Origin of the sequence: Pseudomonas sp. B37(2017) (genome assembly GCF_002112885.1) — a bacterium.
Taxonomy (GTDB): Bacteria; Pseudomonadota; Gammaproteobacteria; order Pseudomonadales; family Pseudomonadaceae; genus Aquipseudomonas; species Aquipseudomonas paraglycinae.
Map to the genome: position 1 here is coordinate 485,352 of NZ_NEIX01000004.1, position 18,222 is coordinate 503,573.

Sequence of the window (18,222 nt, forward strand, 5' to 3'; positions counted from 1 at the left end):
AGAGACCGACATGCAATTGATCTGGCTGCGCAGCGACCTGCGCCAACATGACAACACCGCCCTCGCGGCCGCCGCCGAGCGTGGCCCGACCGTGGCTGTGTACCTGTTGAGCCCGCTGCAATGGCAGGAACATGACGACGCGCCGTGCAAGATCGATTTCTGGCTGCGCAATTTGCGCGAGTTGAGCAAAAGCCTGGGTGCCCTGAACATCCCGCTCCTGATCCGCACCGCGCCTCACTGGGATCAGGCACCCGCCGTGCTGCTCGAACTGTGCCGGCAACTGAAGATCGAGGCCGTGCACGTCAACGAGGAATACGGCATCAACGAAAGCCGTCGCGACGAGGCCGTTGCCGAGGCGTTGCGAGCCGAAGGCATCACCTTCCACAGCTACCTCGACCAATTGCTGTTCAAACCCGGCAGCGTACTGACCAAAACCGGCACTTACTTTCAGGTGTTCAGCCAGTTTCGCAAGGTCTGCTACGAACGCCTGCACCGCTCGATGCCGTCGCTTAAACAGGCCCCGGGCAAACAGCAAGCGCTGAACATTGCCAGCGATCCCGTTCCAGAAGCCATCGAAGGGTTCCCGACACCCGGCGAATCCCTGCGCGCCCTGTGGCCCGCCGGTGAAGCCGAGGCCCGGCGCCGTCTCGACACGTTCGCCGATGCGCAGATCGACTATTACAAGAGCGAACGCGACTTCCCGGCCAAACCCGGCACCAGCCAGCTCTCGGCCTATCTGACCGCCGGCGTGATCTCGCCGCGCCAATGCCTGCACGCCGCCCTGCAAAGCAATCAGGGTGAATTCGAAAGCGGCAAGGTCGGCGCTGTCACCTGGATCAACGAACTGCTCTGGCGCGAGTTCTACAAACACATCCTCGTCGGTTACCCACGGGTTTCGCGGCATCGCGCATTCCGCCCGGAAACCGAAGCCCTGGCCTGGCGTGATGCCCCCGAGGATCTGGCCGCCTGGCAAGAAGCCCGCACCGGCTTGCCGATCATCGACGCGGCCATGCGCCAATTGCTGGAAACCGGCTGGATGCACAACCGCCTGCGGATGGTGGTGGCAATGTTTCTGACCAAAAACCTGTTGATCGACTGGCGCGAAGGCGAGCGTTTCTTCATGCGCCACCTGATCGACGGCGACCTGGCTGCCAACAACGGCGGCTGGCAGTGGAGTTCCTCGACCGGCACCGATTCGGCGCCGTACTTCCGTATTTTCAACCCGGTCAGCCAGTCGGAAAAATTCGACAGCGAAGGCCTGTTCATCAAGCACTGGTTGCCGGAACTGGCCGGCCTGAACAAGAAAGAAGTCCACAACCCGGCCAGTGCCGGCGGGTTGTTCGGCGTGGCGGACTATCCGGCACCAATCGTCAATCTGAGCGCATCACGGGAACGGGCGCTGACAGCGTTCAAGAACCTGCCGTCACGCGCGTCTCAAGGAGAGAGCGATGAGTGAATTTCTGCGCAGTTTCGCCCAGCGGTTCGCACAGTTGAATAAAAACAACTTGCGCACCTTGGACGAACTGTACAGCGAGGACATTCATTTCACCGACCCGCTACACGAAGTGCAGGGGCTGACGAACCTGCGCGCTTACTTCAGTGAGTTGTACGCCAACGTCAACGAACTGCGCTTCGATTTCCACGGCTTCGACCAGATCAGCGACGGCGAAGGCTATCTGCGTTGGGTCATGAGCTACCGCCACCCGCGTCTGAGCGGTGGGCAACTGATCCGCGTCGCGGGCTGCTCGCACCTGCTCTGGAGCGACAAGGTTTACCGCCACCGGGATTACTTCGATGCCGGAGCGCTGCTTTATGAACATTTACCCGTATTGGGCCGAGTGATTGCCTGGCTGAAAAGGAGATTGGGATGAGTCGTACAGCTCCACGGCGTTATTGGCTGACCGGTGCCAGCAGTGGCATCGGTGCAGCATTGGCAGAAGAAATCCTCAAGACCGGTGCACATCTGGCGGTCAGTTCCCGCCAGGTCGCGCCGCTCAAAGTGCTGTCGCAACGTTATCCGGGACAGGTACTGGTGGTGCCCGGCGATCTGACCAACAGTCAGACCGTGCGTGAGATCGGCGAACAGATCGCTGCGGACTGGGGATCGCTCGATACGGTAATCCTCAACGCGGGCACCTGCGAATACGTCGACGCCCGTCAATTCGACGCGTCGATCATCGAACACGTAGTACGCACCAACCTGCTCGCCAGCAGCTATTGCATCGAAGCCGCCCTGCCCTTGTTGCGCAAAGGCACGGCACCGCATCTGGTGGGCATGGCCAGCTCGGTGACCTATGTGCCGTTGCCTCGCGCCGAAGCTTATGGTGCGTCGAAGGCCGGGCTGCGTTATCTGTTCGAATCCCTGCGCATCGACCTGGCGGACGAAGGCATTGAAGTCACGGTGATCAGCCCCGGTTTCGTCGACACGCCGCTGACCGCCAAAAATGATTTTCCGATGCCGCTCAGCTGGCCTGTGGATAAAGCCGCGCGGCATATCTTCGCCAAGCTGAAAGACCGGCCGCTGGAGATCGCCTTTCCGGCGCTGTTCATGGCGGTCCTGTGGCCCTTGTCGAAAATGCCCGCGCGCGTACAACTGGCGATTGGCAAACGCATGGTGCGCAGCAATCCGCCGCTCAGGGATGCAACATGAAAATCGCCATCGTAGGCAGCGGCATCGCCGGTTTGACCTGCGCGTATCTGCTCGCTCGCCGACATGACATCACCGTGTTCGAAGCCGACGCCCGGGTCGGCGGTCATACGCACACGGTACCGGTCACCGTGGAAGGGCGCGACTACGCAGTGGACACCGGTTTCATCGTGTTCAACGACTGGACGTATCCGAACTTCATTCGTTTGCTCGGCCAATTGGGCGTGGCCTTCAAACCCACCGAGATGAGTTTTTCGGTCAACGATCCGGACACCGGTCTGGAATACAACGGCAATAATCTGAACAGCCTGTTCGCCCAGCGCAGCAACCTGTTGTCCCCCGGATTCTGGGGCATGTTGCGCGACATCCTGCGGTTCAACAAAGAAGCCCGGCGCGACCTTGCCGAACAGCGAATCGCCGCCGACACCACCCTCGACGATTACCTCCAGGCCGGCGGCTACGGCGAGCGTTTCATCCTGCATTACATCGTGCCGATGGGCGCGGCGATCTGGTCGATGCCGATGGCCGAGATGCTCAATTTTCCATTGCAGTTCTTCGTGCGTTTTTTCGAGAACCACGGGTTGCTGTCGGTCAGCAATCGGCCGCAGTGGCAGGTCATCAAGGGTGGCTCCAGCGCCTACATCACGCCGCTGACGGAGTCGTTCAAGGAGCGCATCCGCCTGAACTGCCCGGTGGGCCGGATCGATCGCGACGCGCACGGCGTGGTTATCCACAGCCCCGCCGGCATCGAACGTTTCGACAAAGTGGTGCTGGCCTGCCATAGCGACCAGGCGTTGCGACTGCTGGGAAATCCTGACAGTAAAGAACGGGAAATCCTCGGCGCGCTGCCCTACGCCGACAACGAAGTGGTGCTGCACACCGACACCCGCCTGCTGCCCACACGCAAACGGGCCTGGGCCAGCTGGAATTATCGCCTCGGCGGCGCCGGTCATACCCAGGCCGCCGTGACCTACGACATGAACATCCTGCAAGGGATCCAGAGCGATACCACGTTCTGCGTCAGCCTCAACCAGAGCGCCGGCATCAGCCCGTCCAAAGTGCTCGCGCGCTTCACCTACGCTCACCCGCAATTCAGCCTCGCGGCGGTGGCGGCGCAACAGCGCTGGGCCGAAATCGACGGCGAGCAGCACACGCATTATTGCGGCGCCTATTGGGCCAACGGTTTCCATGAGGACGGGGTGGTCAGCGCTTTGCGCGTGGCCGCGTCCTTCGGAGAAAGCCTGTGAACAGCGCACTCTACAGTGGCTGGATCGCCCATCGGCGATTCGCCCCGCGCCGTCATGAATTCCGTTACCGGATCGGCATGCTGTACCTCGATCTGGCTGAACAGGAGGCGGTGCTGGGCCTGTCCCGACTGGCAGGCGCCAGCCGCTTTGCACCGTTTTCATTTCGCGAAACCGATTACCTGAAAACCTTCACCGGCCGGGGCGTGCGCCTGAGCGATGCGGTGCGGCAGCTTGTCGGCGAAGCCCTGGGCCATGCGCCGCAAGGTTCGATCTGCCTGTTGACCCAGCCACGCAGCTGGGGCCTGTCGTTCAACCCGGTGAGTTTTTTCTATTGCCACGAGGCCGACGGCCAACTGGCGGCGATTCTCTGCGAAGTCAGCAATACCCCGTGGCGCGAGCGTTTTCACTACGTGTTGCCGGCCAGAGCGCCCAGCAATCTGCAGGACTTTCACCAGCACTTTGCCGTGGCCAAGGCGTTTCATGTCTCGCCATTCCTGCCGCCGGACCTGGAATACCGCATGAGCTTCAGCCCTGCCGCGCAGGTCCTGGGTGTGCACATGGCCGACTGGCAAGGCGAGCAAAAACTGTTCGACGCCACCCTCGACCTGCGACGTGAACCCCTTGATCGACACCACTTGCACCGGCACCTGTGGCGCTTTCCCTGGATGACCGCCAAGACCGCGCTGGCGATCTATTGGCAGGCGTTGCGCCTGTTGCTCAAGCGCACCCCGATATTTGCCCACCAGCGCGCCGACGACCGTTTTCGAACCGCCACCGTACCGACCGAGGAACGCCACCATGAAATCCACTAGCGTCTCGGCCAAAGCCAGCCTGCTCAGCCCCCACGGCCTGAGCGGCTCGCTGCTGCGCCGGGGAGTACTGCGCCAGCTGGAGCAGCTCAAGCAGGGTCAACTGATCGTCATCGAGGACGGCGAACGCCACGTCTTCGGCACACCGGGCAGCGCGTTGGTGGGGGAAATTCAGGTCATGGATCCGGCTGCCTGGGGCCTGGTCGCGGGCAATGGCTCGATCGGCGCCGGTGAGGCTTTCATTCATGGTTACTGGCGCTCGCCGGATCTGACGGCCGTGGTGCGGGTCTTCGTCAGCAACCTTGAAGTGCTCGACGGAATGGAAGGTGGCCTGGCCCGGCTTGGTCGCCCGCTGGTGCGCGGGCTGCACTGGCTCAACCGCAATACGCGCAAGGGCTCGCAGAAAAACATCGCCGCCCACTACGACCTCGGCAATGACCTGTTCGAACAGTTTCTCGACCCGACCATGATGTATTCGGCCGCGCAGTTTCTCAGTCCCGACGACAGCCTGGAGCAGGCGCAACTGAACAAACTGGAGCGGATCTGCCAGAAACTCGCGCTCAAGCCCGACGACCACCTGCTGGAAATCGGCACCGGCTGGGGCAGCATGGCGCTTTACGCAGCGCAGCACTACGGCTGCAAAGTCACCACCACCACACTGTCGAAGGAGCAGTTCGCCTTCACCGCCGCCCGCATCGAACGCCTCGGCCTGCAGGATCAGGTGACGCTGCTGCTCAAGGATTACCGTGACCTCACCGGCCAGTACGACAAACTGGTGTCGATCGAAATGATCGAAGCAGTCGGCCACCGTTTCCTGCCGACCTACTTCAAACAGTGCGCGCACTTGCTCAAGAGCAACGGCCTGATGCTGCTGCAAGCGATCACCATCCGCGAACAACGCTACGAGCAGGCGCGTCGTGGCGTGGACTTCATCCAGCGCTACATTTTCCCCGGCGGCGCCCTGCCCTGCGTGCAGAAAATGCTCGAGATCGTCAGCCGCGACACCGACATGAACCTGTTGCACATGGAAGATTTCGGCCTGCACTACGCTCGCACCCTGCGTCTGTGGCACGAGAACTTTCGCCATGCTCACGGCCGTCTGACCGAGCTGGGCTATGACGATTACTTCCTCAGGCTGTGGGAGTTCTACCTGTGTTATTGCGAGGGTGGATTCCTCGAGCGCACCATCGGCACCGCACAACTGGTGCTGGCCAAACCGGCGGCGATGACCGCGCCTTTGCTGGGCCGTTTCGATGCTTGAGCGGTTGGCCAACGCGGTGCTGTTCCAGATCGGCTGGTTGGCCTGCGTACTCGGCGGTAACAGTTTGTGGTTGTTGCTGGCGCTGGCGGTGCTGGTGATTCATCTGCGCTGGATCAGCAGTTGGGCGCAGGAAGGCCGGTTGATCCTCAGTGTGGTGATCATCGGCACGGCGGTGGACAGCCTGTTGCGCGGCCTCGGGGTTTTCGAGTTCAAGGATCTGTCGCCGCTGATTCCGCTGTGGCTGATGTTGTTGTGGGCGTTATTTGCCACGACATTGCGTCATTGCCTGCAATGGAGCGCGAGTCCGTGGTGGCTGGCCAGCCTGCTTGGCGCGGCAGGTGGCGCGCTGTCTTATGGCGCCGGCGGACGACTGGCCGGTGTGCAGTTTCCGTTCGGAGAGCTTGCGACCCTGATCGGCATCGCGCTGCTGTGGGCGTTGCTGTTTCCGCTGCTGCACCAATTGTCCCGGAGGCTGGCGCGCTAAACGTCTGTCAGGCCTTTCACACGCTCACCGGCCACTGCCGTACACTGGCGCCATGAAAACCATTCCCCATCGGCAAATCGCCGAGCCCGAGGTCACCTGCTCGACCTGTGCAGCCTGCTGCTGCCAGCTCGAAGTGATGCTGATCACCGACACCGGCGTACCCGAGCGTTTTATCGATACCGACGATTGGGGTGGTGAGGTGATGCTGCGTCTGGACGACGGCTGGTGCGCGGCGCTGGATCGCGACACGATGATGTGCACGATCTACGAGAAGCGTCCGCTGATCTGCCGCGAGTTCGAAATGGGCGCACCGGAGTGCATCGACGAACGCCAGGGGATTGCCACGGCGTATCGCTGAATAAAAAAAGGAGCGCTAGGCGCTCCTTTTTTACGGGGCTGACTTTCTGGGGGCTTATAGCGGCATCGTGTAATGCAATGCGTAGCTTTCGACCCCATCGTTGTCGCTGCTCAGGCCGGCGTTGGAATAGTGCGTCGCACGGATACCGACTTCATGCCCGCCATTGAAGCGCAGGCCGAAACCAAAGCGGTCTTCAAACTGGAAGGCGCCGCCGAGCTTGTTGTCTTCGTATTCGGTGTTGGAGAACAGCGCCACGCCGATCCCCGCCTCGACATACGGTTTGACCGACTGACCGGCAAACTCGTAAACAAACACCGGCGAGAACGACAGGCTGTTGTTGCTGGAGGTCTTGTCGCCTTCCCAGTAGGTGTAGGCGCCACTCCAGTAACCGGTCAGACGACCAACGTCACTTTGCAGCCAGCTCTTGTCCCAGTCGAAATTCATGCCCAGGCGATAAGTCATCGTCGAATCGCTGGTGGCACCCACTGCAAACTCGACGCCAGCAGCTTGTGCGGTAAAACTTTGCCCCATCAGTGCAGCCGCAATCGCGGCCAAGCAGAATAGTCGCTTCACGTTGAAACTTCCTTTTCCGGAACGATCGTTTGGTTTTTCTAGGTCACTCTGCGCTATAGAAATCTGCGCTTGGTCAGAAGTTCAGCTGACTTTTTAGATATTTCACATTTTTTTTACAAGGTGAATTTTTCGACGTCACCATCGACTTGACCCAGCAGGGCGAGGGTCTTGCGCAAAGACGCGGGATCGGCGCTGGTCCAGAATCTGACCGGCCGGTTCGGCCCTTCGGCGAGCAGATCACGCTCGGCCAGCAGCCGCTGCAATTGACGTGCTACCGCCGCGCCCGTATCGATCAGGCTGATGCTCTCGGGGATCATCGACTTCAGCATCGGCTTGAGAAACGGGTAGTGGGTGCAGCCCAGAATGATCGTGTCGCAACCGTTGGCCAGCAGCGGATCGACGTAGTGCTTGAGCAATGCACGCAGCTCGGCGCTATGCAGATCGCCGCTTTCAATCCGCTCGACCAGTCCGGGGCACGGTTGAGTGATGACCCGTACATCCGTGGCAAAACGATCGAGCAGCGCTGCAAACTTTGCACTCTGCAAGGTGCCGGTGGTGGCGAGTACCCCCACCACGCCGCTGCGGGTGGCGGCGGCGGCCGGTTTGACCGCCGGCTCCATGCCGACAATCGGCCATTCGGGAAAGTCCCGGCGCAGATCGGCGACGCCGGCCACGGTCGCGGTGTTGCACGCGATCACCAGCGCCTTGGCGCCCTGCTCGCGGAAGAAACCGGCCATCACGCTGCAACGCTGGCGGATGAATTCCGGGGTTTTCTCGCCATAAGGAATATGGCCGCAATCGCCGAGGTACAGCAGCGATTCATTCGGTAGCAGTTGCTGGATTTCCGCCAGCACCGACAGGCCGCCGACGCCGGAATCGAAGACGGCAATCGGCGCTTCACGCATGCTGCGAACCACAGATGCTGCAACCCGGGTCGCGCTTGACCCTCAGCTCACGGAATCGCGAGCCCAGCGCATCGATCAACAACAGACGGCCCACCAGCGGTTCGCCGAAACCCGCCAATAACTTCAGGGCTTCCAGCGCTTGCAGGCTGCCGACCAGACCGACCAGCGGCCCGACCACGCCGGCTTCGCTGCAAGTCAATTCGGCTTCGCTGCCGTGACCGTACAGGCAGTGGTAACACGGGCTCTCGGCACGACGCGGGTCGAACACCGAAAGCTGTCCTTCGAGGCGGATCGCGGCGCCGCTGACCAAGGGCTTGCGCGCCGCCACGCACGCGGCATTGACCGCTTCGCGGGTGGAGAAATTGTCCGAGCAGTCGAGCACCAGATCCACCGCCGCCACGGCTGCGGCGAGAGAATCCTCGTCCAGTGCCTGACGATGGGGCACCAGCTTGATTTCAGGATTGATCGCGCTCAGGCGCTTGAGCGCCGAGTCGACCTTGGTCATGCCGACGCTGTCGGTGTCGTGGATGATCTGGCGTTGCAGGTTGGTCAAATCGACCGTGTCGAAATCCGCCAGGTGCAATTCACCGACACCCGCCGCCGCCAGGTACAAGGCCACTGGCGCACCGAGACCACCGAGGCCGACGATCAATACCCGGCTGTCCTTGAGCTTCAACTGGCCATCGATGTCGATGTGTTGCAGCAGGATCTGCCGACTGTAGCGCAACAATTCCTGATCATTCAGCACGGCAGGCGCCCCAGGCTGATCCGTTGATGGCCGCCCAGATCGGTGCGGCTGTGGACTTCTTCGAAACCTTGCGTCAGCAGCAGATCGCGCACGGCTTCGGCTTGATCATAGCCGTGTTCGAGCATCAGCCAGCCGCCGGCTTCCAGATGGGCCGGCGCCTGGGCGATGATCAGGCGCAGATCATCGAGCCCGTCGATGCCGGCCACCAAGGCGCTTTCCGGCTCGAAACGCACATCGCCTTCCACCAGATGCGGATCGGCAGCGCGAATGTACGGCGGGTTGCTGATGATCAGCTCGAAACGCTTGCCTTCGAGGGCGCTGAACCAGTGACTGCTCAGCACCGTGGCGTTGTTCAAGTGCAGGCGCTGGCGATTGCGTTCGGCCAGGGCCACGGCTTCCAGCACGCGATCCACGGCGGTGACTTTCCACGCCGGGCGCTCGCTGGCCAGGGCCAGGGCAATCGCCCCGCTGCCGGTGCCGAGGTCGAGAACTTTGGCCGGGGTCGCCGGCAACAATTCCAGTGCGGCTTCCACCAGCAGTTCGGTGTCCGGGCGCGGGATTAGCGTGTGCGGCGCGACTTCCAGATCCAGCTTCCAGAAACCCTGCTGACCCAGAATGTAGGCCACCGGCTCGCCGCTGCGACGACGTTGCAGGTACTCGGCGAAGACCAGTGCGGCTTCGCTGGGCACGATACGCTCGGGCCAGGTGTGGAGAAAACTGCGCGACTTGCCCAGCGCGGCGGCCAGAAGCAATTCGGCGTCCAGACGCGCGGTGGGCGAATCCGGCAATTCGGCGGCGCGCAACAGGCTGGCGATGATGGTCATTTACTCACCTATCGCTGCGAGCTGGTCGGCCTGGTATTCGGCCAGCAACGGCTCGATCACCGCTTCGACGCCACCGGCGAGGATTTCGTCGAGGGAATACAGGGTCAGGTTGACGCGGTGGTCGGTGACCCGGCCCTGGGCAAAGTTGTAGGTACGGATGCGCTCGGAGCGGTCACCGGAACCCACCAGCAATTTACGTTCGCTGGCGATGGCGTTGGCCGCCGCCGCCGTCTGCTGGTCGTTGAGCTTGGCCGCCAGCCAGGCCATCGCCCGGGCACGGTTCTTGTGCTGGGAACGTTCTTCCTGGCACTCGACAACGGTGCCGGTCGGTATGTGGGTGATGCGGATCGCCGAATCGGTGGTGTTGACGTGCTGACCACCGGCCCCGGAGGAGCGGTAAGTGTCGACGCGCAAATCCGCCGGGTTGATCTCGATGGCTTCACGCTCGTCCGGCTCGGGCAATACCGCCACGGTGCAGGCCGAGGTGTGGATACGGCCCTGGGATTCGGTGGCGGGTACACGCTGTACGCGGTGCGCGCCGGATTCGAATTTCAGCTTGCCGTAAACGTTGTCGCCTTCGATGCGGGCGATGACTTCTTTATAGCCGCCGTGTTCGCCTTCGTTTTCCGAGAGGATCTCCACGCGCCAGCCACGCCGCTCGGCGTAACGCGAGTACATGCGGAACAGGTCGCCGGAGAAGATCGCCGCCTCGTCGCCACCGGTGCCGGCGCGGATTTCGAGAAACACGTTGCGCCCGTCGTTGGGATCCTTGGGCAGCAACATGCGTTGCAGATCGGATTCCAGGGTGATCAGCAATTCCTTGGTTTCGCGGACCTCTTCCACGGCCATTTCACGCATGTCCGGGTCGCTGTCCTTGAGCAGCGCCTGCGCGCCTTCAAGATCACTTTGTACGCCGAGCAGCTTTTTATAGCCTTGTACCACCGGCTCAAGTTCGGCGTATTCCTTGGAATAGGCGCGGAATTTGGTCTGGTCGGAAATGACTTCGCCGTCGCCGAGCAGCGCGGTCAGTTCCTCGAAACGGTCCTGGAGAATGTCCAGCTTATTGAGCAGTGACGCTTTCATTGCGGTTTTTTATCCGAAAAGCTATCCGGTGAGCCCTCGAGGGCAAAGAGTTCCTGAGCCATGGCCAGCGCATCGAGGCGGCCTTCGGCAGAAAGCTTTTTCAACTGCACGCTCGGAGCGTGCAGGAGTTTGTTGGTCAGGCCACGGGCCAGTTGCCCGAGCACGTCTTCGGCGTTGCCGCCGTTGGCCAGCAGGCGCAGGGCCTTTTGCAGTTCTTCGTCGCGCAGGCGTTCGCTCTGTTGACGATAGGCCTTGAGCACATCGACCGCCGCCAGCTCGCGCAGGCGCACCATGAAATCGTCGGCGCCGACCGAAACCATCTCTTCGGCCGCCTGCGCTGCACCCTGACGGCTCTTGAGGTTTTCGGCGACCACTTCGTGCAGATCGTCGACGCTATAGAGGTAAACGTCGTCGAGTTCGCCGACTTCTGGCTCGATGTCACGGGGAACGGCGATGTCGACCATGAAGATCGGCTTGTGCTTGCGCAGCTTCAGCGCGCTTTCCACTGCGCCCTTGCCGAGGATCGGCAACTGACTGGCGGTAGAACTGATGACGATGTCGCTGCGTACCAGTTCGGCAGGAATATCCGAGAGCAACACTGCGTGGGCACCGAACTGCTCGGCCAGCAGGCTGGCGCGCTCCAGCGTCCGGTTGGCGACCACGATTCTCTTGACCCCGAGTTCATGCAAATGACGGGCGACCAGAGTGATGGTCTCGCCGGCACCGATCAGCAGGGCCTGGCTGCGTTGCAGGTCACTGAAAATCTGTTTGGCCAGGCTGACGGCGGCAAATGCCACGGACACCGGGTTTTCGCCGATGGCGGTGTCGGTACGGACTTGCTTGGCGGCATTGAAGGTCGCCTGGAACAGTCGCCCGAGCAGCGGCCCGATGGTGCCGGCCTCGCGGGCCACGGCGTAGGCCGATTTCATCTGGCCGAGAATCTGCGGTTCGCCCAGTACAAGCGAGTCGAGCCCGGAGGCGACGCGCATCATGTGACGAACTGCCGCATCATCTTCATGCACATAAGCACTCGCGCGCAGCTCATCGAGGCTTAAATGGTGATAGTCGGCCAGCCAGCGCAGCACGATATCGGCCGAAAGCTGATCCTGTTCTATATACAGCTCACTGCGATTGCAGGTGGAGAGGATCGCAGCTTCGCGGCTGTCGGTGAGTCGGCAGAGCTGCTGCAAGGCCTCCACCAGCTGCTCAGGGGTAAAGGCCACGCGCTCGCGGACGTCTACTGAAGCAGTCTTGTGGTTGATACCGAGTGCAAGGAAGGCCATTCAAGGTCGCTGATGGTGACGTGAAGCCGGCAATTGTCCTACTTCGTCAGATTCAGAACAACTACCGCTGACTATTGTCCCAATTGTCGGCCCCTATAATGGCCACAATCGAGACTCGGTTATGTTTGGCCGAAGGCTTGTGTCATGATGATCCGACCGCAGGTTAGTCGTCCTCTTCCTATATGAATAGATCTTCCGCGTTGCTCCTCGCTTTTGTCTTCCTCAGCGGCTGCCAGGCCTTGGCCCCCGTTTCGCAGGACGGTGCCTCACCGGTCGAAGACACCACGCCGGCTCCTGAAAAGCCCAAGGTTTACAGCTCGTTCAGCCAGGAAACGGTGTTCAGCCTGCTGAGCGCCGAACTCGCTGGCCAGCGCAATCGTTTCGACATTGCCCTGGACAACTACGTGACCCAGGCCATCAACACCCAGGATCCGGGCGTTTCCGAGCGCGCCTTCCGCATCGCCGAGTACCTGGGCGCCGATCAGCCGGCCCTCGATACCGCGCTGATCTGGGCGAAAAACGCCCCGGACGACCTCGAAGCGCAACGCGCCGCCGCCGTGCAACTGGCTCGCGCCGGGCGCTATGACGACTCGATGGTCTACATGGAGAAAGTCCTGCAGGGCAAGGGCGACACCCATTTCGACTTCCTCGCGCTGTCGGCCGCCGACACCGACCAGGAAACCCGCAACGGCCTGATGAAAAGCTTCGACCGCCTGTTGCAGCGTCACCCGAACAACAATCAGCTGATTTTCGGCAAGGCCTTGCTGATGCAGCAGGACGGCGACACCAAAGGTGCGCTGACCCTGCTTGAAGACAATCCGCCGGAAGACGGCGAAATCGCCCCGATCCTGCTGCGCGCGCGTCTTCTGCAAGGTCTGAACCGTGGCGACGAAGCCTTGCCGCTGTTGCAGAAAAGCATCAAGAAATACCCGGACGACAAGCGCCTGCGCCTGACCTACGCGCGGATGCTGGTGGAACAGGACCGGATGGACGACGCCAAGGTCGAGTTCTCCACCCTGGTTCAGCAATACCCGGAAGACGACGAACTGCGTTATTCCCTGGCGCTGGTCTGCCTGGAAGCCAAGGCCTGGGACGAGGCCAAGGGCTATCTGGAAGACCTGATCGCCCGGGAAAGCCATGTCGATTCGGCGCACCTGAACCTGGGGCGCATCGCCGAAGAGCGCAACGACCCGCAAGGCGCGCTCATCGAGTATGCCCAGGTCGGCCCGGGCAACGACTATCTGCCGGCGCAACTGCGTCAGGCCGATATTCTGATGAACAACGGCAAGACCGCCGAAGCCCAGAGCAAACTCGCCGCCGAGCGTGACGAGCAGCCGGATTACGCGATCCAGCTGTACCTGATCGAAGCCGAAACCCTGTCCGCCAACAATCAGGGCGACAAGGCCTGGAAAGTCCTGCAACAAGCGTTGCAGCAGTACCCGGACGATCTGAACCTGCTTTATACCCGCGCGATGCAGGCGGAAAAACGCAATGACCTGGCGCAGATGGAAAAAGACCTGCGTCTGATCATCAAGCGCGATCCGGACAACGCCATGGCCCTCAACGCCCTCGGCTATACCTTGTCCGACCGCACTACTCGCTACGCGGAAGCCAAGGCGCTGATCGAGCAGGCGCACCAGATCAACCCGGAAGACCCGGCGGTGCTCGACAGCCTCGGCTGGGTGAACTTTCGCATGGGCAATCTGGAAGACGCCGAGAAATACCTGCGTCAGGCCCTCGAGCGCTTCCCCGATCACGAAGTCGCCGCGCATCTGGGCGAAGTGCTGTGGGCCAAGGGCAAGCAGCGCGAAGCGAAACAAATCTGGGGCAAGTTCCTCAAGGACCAGCCTGACAGCACCATCCTGCGCAGCACCATCAAGCGCCTGACCGGATCCGAGACTCTTTAACTCATGTTTTTGCGCCACGTCATAGTTTTCAGCTTCATCGCCCTGCTCGCCGGTTGCGCGGGTTTCGGCGCCCGTGAATCGGTCGAAGGCCACGGCAATCCGGCACAGTGGGCCGCGAACAAACAACACCTGACCGGCCTCGACGGCTGGCAGATCGACGGCAAGATCGGCATTCGCGCCCCGAAAGACTCGGGCAGCGGCACGCTGTTCTGGCTGCAACGTCAGGATTACTACGACATCCGTCTGTCCGGCCCGCTGGGTCGTGGCGCGGCGCGACTGACCGGTCGCCCGGGCGCGGTGTCGCTGGAAGTGGCGAATCAGGGCCGTTATGAAGCGCCGACTCCGGAAGCACTGGTCGAAGAGCAACTGGGCTGGAAACTGCCGGTCTCGCATCTGGCCTGGTGGGTTCGCGGCCTCCCGGCACCGGACAGCAAAAGCCGTCTGACCCTGGACGGCAACAGCCGTTTGGCCAATCTGGATCAGGATGGCTGGCAGGTCGAATACCTCAGCTATGCCGAACAGAACGGTTACTGGCTGCCCGAGCGGATCAAACTGCACGGCACCGATCTGGACGTGACGCTGGTCATCAAGACCTGGCAACCGCGCAAATTGGGGCAATAACGCATGACCGCTCCACGCCTGACGCTGCCATCGCCGGCCAAACTCAACCTGATGCTGCATATTCTCGGTCGCCGTGAAGACGGTTATCACGAGTTGCAGACGCTTTTTCAGTTCCTCGACTACGGCGACGAAATCACTTTCGCCGTGCGTGACGATGGCGTGATCCACCTGCACACCGAATTCGACGGCGTGCCCCACGACAGCAACCTGATCGTGCGCGCGGCGAAGAAACTGCAGGAACAATCCGGCTGCTCGCTCGGCATCGATATCTGGATCGACAAGATCCTGCCGATGGGCGGCGGCATCGGTGGCGGCAGTTCGAACGCGGCCACCACCCTGCTCGGCCTCAATCACTTGTGGCAACTGGGTTGGGATGAAGATCGACTGGCTGCACTGGGCCTGACACTGGGCGCCGACGTGCCGGTGTTCGTGCGGGGCCATGCGGCTTTCGCCGAAGGTGTCGGTGAGAAACTGACCCCGGTCGAGCCCGCCGAACCGTGGTATGTCGTGCTCGTTCCGCAAGTCTCTGTTAGTACGGCAGAAATTTTTTCAGATCCATTGTTGACACGTAACACGCCGCCCATTAAAGTGCGCCCCGTTCCCGAGGGAAACAGTCGAAATGACTGCTTGCCGGTGGTATCAAGGCGTTATCCAGAAGTACGTAACGCATTGAATTTGTTAGGTAATTTTACCGAAGCAAAACTCACCGGAACTGGAAGTTGTGTGTTTGGGGGCTTCCCAAGCAAAGCTGAAGCTGATAAAGTCTCGGCCCTTCTGACAGAGACCCTTACAGGGTTTGTAGCGAAAGGAAGCAACGTTTCGATGTTGCATCGCAAGCTGCAAAGTCTGCTCTAAAGGAACCAAGTGCCCGGCACTTGCAAGCAACAGATACAGGGGCGTCGCCAAGCGGTAAGGCAGCAGGTTTTGATCCTGCCATGCGTTGGTTCGAATCCAGCCGCCCCTGCCATTTTCCTATACTCATCCAGGTATACCCTCAGCCTTCAGGTACTGCGCGTGTCCAAGATGATGGTCTTTACGGGGAACGCTAACCCCGATCTGGCTCGGCGTGTCGTACGTCAGCTGCATATCCCTCTCGGTGACATCTCTGTCGGTAAATTCTCCGACGGCGAAATTACAGCCGAGATCAATGAAAACGTTCGTGGTAAAGACGTCTTCATTATTCAGCCGACTTGCGCTCCGACCAACGATAACCTGATGGAACTGGTAGTGATGGCTGATGCCTTCCGCCGCTCCTCGGCTACTCGTATCACTGCTGTTATTCCTTATTTTGGTTATGCCCGTCAGGATCGCCGTCCGCGTTCCGCACGTGTGGCTATCAGCGCGAAAGTCGTTGCTGACATGCTCACCGTAGTCGGCATCGACCGTGTTCTCACGGTTGATCTGCATGCTGACCAGATTCAGGGTTTCTTCGATATTCCGGTAGATAACATCTACGGCTCCCCTGTTCTGGTGGATGACATCGAAGATCAGCGCTTCGAGAACCTGATGATCGTGTCCCCGGACATTGGTGGCGTCGTGCGTGCACGTGCCGTTGCCAAATCCCTGGGCGTGGATCTCGGGATCATCGACAAACGCCGTGAGAAAGCCAATCACTCTGAAGTGATGCATATCATCGGTGATGTCGAAGGGCGTACCTGCATCCTGGTCGATGACATGGTCGATACCGCCGGCACTCTGTGCCACGCGGCCAAGGCCCTGAAAGAGCATGGCGCAGCCAAGGTCTTTGCTTACTGCACACACCCTGTGCTGTCGGGTCGGGCCATCGAGAATATCGAAAATTCCGTGCTGGACGAGCTGGTGGTCACTAACACCATCCCGCTGTCCGCTGCAGCACAAGCCTGTGCACGTATCCGTCAACTGGATATCGCACCGGTTGTTGCCGAAGCGGTTCGCCGCATCAGCAACGAAGAATCGATCAGCGCGATGTTCCGTTAAGGGCCCTGCCCTTCTCGAAATGTCTCGTTGACGAAAAGCGCCCCGCCCCGGCATTCCTGCCGGGGCGGGGCTTTTTTGCCCATACCGTGTTCGGCGCTGGTCGCAAACGCCACTCGGTCATGGCTATTTTGGAGATACAAAATGAACGATTTTACTCTGAATGCTGAAGCGCGTTCCGACCTGGGGAAAGGTGCGAGCCGCCGCCTGCGTCGTCTCGCCGCCCTGGTTCCAGCTGTTGTTTACGGTGGCGACAAAGCCCCTGAATCCATCAGCATGCTGGCCAAAGAAGTTGCCAAACTGCTCGAAAACGAAGCTGCCTACAGCCACGTTATCGAACTGAACGTTGGTGGCACCAAGCAAAACGTGATCATCAAGGCTCTGCAGCGTCACCCGGCCAAAGGCCACGTGATGCACGCTGACTTCGTACGCGTTGTAGCTGGCCAGAAACTGACCGCTATCGTTCCTGTGCACTTCATCAACGAAGCTGCTCCAGTGAAGAAAGGCGGCGAAATCTCGCACGTTGTTGCCGAGATCGAAGTTTCCTGCCTGCCAAAAGATCTGCCTGAGTTCATCGAAGTCGACCTGGCTAACGCTGAAATCGGCACCATCGTTCACCTGTCGGACCTCAAAGCTCCTAAAGGTGTCGAGTTCGTGGCTCTGGCACACGGCGATGACAAGGCTGTTGCCAACGTCCACGCTCCACGTGTTGCTCCAGAAGCTACCGAAGAAGGCGCAGCAGAGTAATTCACTCTGTCATGCCTGAGTGAGCAGGTAACATCGCGGACTGGAACGTAGCGAGAAAGCGGGCGGGAACGCGGAGTTTACATCCATGGTAAATGAGCATTTTTCGTCCACTTTCGCCGCCTTCCCTGATCGCGGCGATGTTATCCACCACTCAAAGGAAGGGCCCCTATCGTGACTGCCATCAAACTGATCGTTGGCCTGGGAAATCCAGGCGCTGAATACGAGCAGACCCGGCATAACGCAGGGGCCCTTTTTGTTGAGCGCATCGCCCACGCACAGAACGTGAATCTCGTGGCCGATCGCAAGTATTTCGGCCTGACCGGGCGCTTCTCGCATCAGGGTCAGGATGTTCGTCTGCTGATTCCCACCACCTACATGAACCGCAGCGGCCAGGCCGTGGCGGCACTCGCCGGTTTCTTCCGCATCAAGCCTGAAGAAATCCTGGTGGCGCACGACGAACTCGATCTGCCTCCGGGCGTCGCCAAACTCAAAGTCGGCGGCGGCCATGGCGGTCACAACGGGTTGCGCGACATCATTGCGCAATTGGGCAATCAGAATACGTTCCACCGCCTGCGGCTCGGCATCGGCCACCCGGGCGTCGCCAGTATGGTTTCAAATTTCGTCCTGGGTCGTGCGCCACGCGCCGAACAGGAAAAACTCGATGCCAGCATCGACTTTGCCCTCGGCGTGCTGCCGGATATCCTCGCCGGTGAATGGAACCGCGCGATGAAAAACCTGCACAGCCAGAAGGCCTGACTCTAATCCGAGGGGA

General features: G+C 60.7%; 20 protein-coding genes and 1 tRNA gene. 15 read left to right on the forward strand and 6 right to left on the reverse strand.

Annotated elements, in window-relative coordinates; translation table 11 throughout:
- The first annotated feature begins 10 nt into the window (after positions 1–10).
- From phrB to CAF90_RS14140, 8 genes are read left to right on the forward strand one after another with little or no spacing between them, the layout of a single operon-like run.
- On the forward strand, positions 11–1,456 hold the full coding sequence (gene phrB, locus CAF90_RS14105; protein WP_139834492.1) for a deoxyribodipyrimidine photo-lyase: 1,446 nt from the start codon (positions 11–13) through the stop codon (positions 1,454–1,456).
- Complete coding sequence (locus CAF90_RS14110) at positions 1,449–1,871, forward strand: nuclear transport factor 2 family protein (RefSeq protein ID WP_085606977.1); 423 nt, start codon at positions 1,449–1,451, stop codon at positions 1,869–1,871. The genes phrB and CAF90_RS14110 overlap by 8 nt, the downstream gene beginning before the upstream one ends.
- On the forward strand, positions 1,868–2,650 hold the full coding sequence (locus CAF90_RS14115; RefSeq protein WP_085606979.1) for an SDR family oxidoreductase: 783 nt from the start codon (positions 1,868–1,870) through the stop codon (positions 2,648–2,650). The genes CAF90_RS14110 and CAF90_RS14115 overlap by 4 nt, the downstream gene beginning before the upstream one ends.
- On the forward strand, positions 2,647–3,894 hold the full coding sequence (locus CAF90_RS14120) for an NAD(P)/FAD-dependent oxidoreductase (protein ID WP_085606981.1): 1,248 nt from the start codon (positions 2,647–2,649) through the stop codon (positions 3,892–3,894). Before CAF90_RS14115 ends, CAF90_RS14120 begins: the two co-directional genes overlap by 4 nt.
- Positions 3,891–4,706 (forward strand): DUF1365 domain-containing protein, encoded by an 816-nt coding sequence (locus CAF90_RS14125; RefSeq protein ID WP_085606983.1) that lies wholly within the window; start codon positions 3,891–3,893, stop codon positions 4,704–4,706. Before CAF90_RS14120 ends, CAF90_RS14125 begins: the two co-directional genes overlap by 4 nt.
- Positions 4,693–5,964 (forward strand): cyclopropane-fatty-acyl-phospholipid synthase family protein, encoded by a 1,272-nt coding sequence (locus tag CAF90_RS14130; protein WP_085606985.1) that lies wholly within the window; start codon positions 4,693–4,695, stop codon positions 5,962–5,964. The genes CAF90_RS14125 and CAF90_RS14130 overlap by 14 nt, the downstream gene beginning before the upstream one ends.
- Positions 5,957–6,448, forward strand: a complete 492-nt coding sequence (locus CAF90_RS14135; protein ID WP_085606987.1) for a DUF2878 domain-containing protein — start codon at positions 5,957–5,959, stop codon at positions 6,446–6,448. The genes CAF90_RS14130 and CAF90_RS14135 overlap by 8 nt, the downstream gene beginning before the upstream one ends.
- Before the next feature lie 52 nt (positions 6,449–6,500).
- The gene (locus CAF90_RS14140) at positions 6,501–6,806 is read left to right on the forward strand and encodes a YkgJ family cysteine cluster protein (protein ID WP_007951707.1); all 306 of its coding nucleotides are present in this window, start codon (positions 6,501–6,503) and stop codon (positions 6,804–6,806) included.
- Between the two features lie 54 nt (positions 6,807–6,860).
- On the opposite strand, the gene CAF90_RS14145 is transcribed toward CAF90_RS14140, so the two are convergent.
- The 6 genes from CAF90_RS14145 to hemA all read right to left on the reverse strand — a co-directional run bounded on the left by CAF90_RS14145 (position 6,861) and on the right by hemA (position 12,222).
- Entirely contained in the window at positions 6,861–7,379 is a 519-nt protein-coding gene (locus CAF90_RS14145; RefSeq protein ID WP_085606989.1) for an acyloxyacyl hydrolase, read from the reverse strand.
- A 113-nt stretch (positions 7,380–7,492) separates the two neighbouring features.
- Entirely contained in the window at positions 7,493–8,284 is a 792-nt protein-coding gene (murI, locus tag CAF90_RS14150) for a glutamate racemase (RefSeq protein WP_085606991.1), read from the reverse strand.
- Entirely contained in the window at positions 8,277–9,032 is a 756-nt protein-coding gene (locus CAF90_RS14155) for a molybdopterin-synthase adenylyltransferase MoeB (RefSeq protein WP_085606993.1), read from the reverse strand. Before CAF90_RS14155 ends, murI begins: the two co-directional genes overlap by 8 nt.
- Positions 9,026–9,856 carry a peptide chain release factor N(5)-glutamine methyltransferase gene (gene prmC / locus CAF90_RS14160; RefSeq protein ID WP_007951712.1) on the reverse strand — a complete coding sequence of 277 codons (831 nt, stop codon included), beginning with the start codon at positions 9,854–9,856 and terminating at the stop codon, positions 9,026–9,028. Before prmC ends, CAF90_RS14155 begins: the two co-directional genes overlap by 7 nt.
- Entirely contained in the window at positions 9,857–10,939 is a 1,083-nt protein-coding gene (gene prfA, locus CAF90_RS14165) for a peptide chain release factor 1 (protein ID WP_085606995.1), read from the reverse strand.
- Positions 10,936–12,222: a glutamyl-tRNA reductase gene (hemA, locus tag CAF90_RS14170; protein WP_007951716.1), complete on the reverse strand. Its 1,287-nt coding sequence runs from the start codon at positions 12,220–12,222 to the stop codon at positions 10,936–10,938. The genes prfA and hemA overlap by 4 nt, the downstream gene beginning before the upstream one ends.
- Before the next feature lie 182 nt (positions 12,223–12,404).
- Between hemA and CAF90_RS14175 the strand changes: the two genes are divergently transcribed.
- From CAF90_RS14175 to pth, 7 genes are all read left to right on the forward strand, one after another.
- Positions 12,405–14,129 (forward strand): tetratricopeptide repeat protein, encoded by a 1,725-nt coding sequence (locus CAF90_RS14175; protein ID WP_085606997.1) that lies wholly within the window; start codon positions 12,405–12,407, stop codon positions 14,127–14,129.
- A 3-nt stretch (positions 14,130–14,132) separates the two neighbouring features.
- On the forward strand, positions 14,133–14,750 hold the full coding sequence (gene lolB / locus CAF90_RS14180) for a lipoprotein insertase outer membrane protein LolB (RefSeq protein WP_007951721.1): 618 nt from the start codon (positions 14,133–14,135) through the stop codon (positions 14,748–14,750).
- 3 nt (positions 14,751–14,753) lie between these two features.
- Positions 14,754–15,605, forward strand: a complete 852-nt coding sequence (gene ispE / locus CAF90_RS14185; protein WP_085606999.1) for a 4-(cytidine 5'-diphospho)-2-C-methyl-D-erythritol kinase — start codon at positions 14,754–14,756, stop codon at positions 15,603–15,605.
- Between the two features lie 37 nt (positions 15,606–15,642).
- Positions 15,643–15,717 (forward strand) — tRNA-Gln (locus tag CAF90_RS14190).
- Positions 15,718–15,764: 47 nt separating this feature from the next.
- The gene (locus tag CAF90_RS14195; protein WP_003171603.1) at positions 15,765–16,706 is read left to right on the forward strand and encodes a ribose-phosphate pyrophosphokinase; all 942 of its coding nucleotides are present in this window, start codon (positions 15,765–15,767) and stop codon (positions 16,704–16,706) included.
- Between the two features lie 141 nt (positions 16,707–16,847).
- Positions 16,848–17,450 carry a 50S ribosomal protein L25/general stress protein Ctc gene (locus CAF90_RS14200; RefSeq protein WP_007951725.1) on the forward strand — a complete coding sequence of 201 codons (603 nt, stop codon included), beginning with the start codon at positions 16,848–16,850 and terminating at the stop codon, positions 17,448–17,450.
- 171 nt (positions 17,451–17,621) lie between these two features.
- The gene (gene pth, locus CAF90_RS14205; RefSeq protein ID WP_007951726.1) at positions 17,622–18,206 is read left to right on the forward strand and encodes an aminoacyl-tRNA hydrolase; all 585 of its coding nucleotides are present in this window, start codon (positions 17,622–17,624) and stop codon (positions 18,204–18,206) included.
- Positions 18,207–18,222 lie beyond the last annotated feature (16 nt).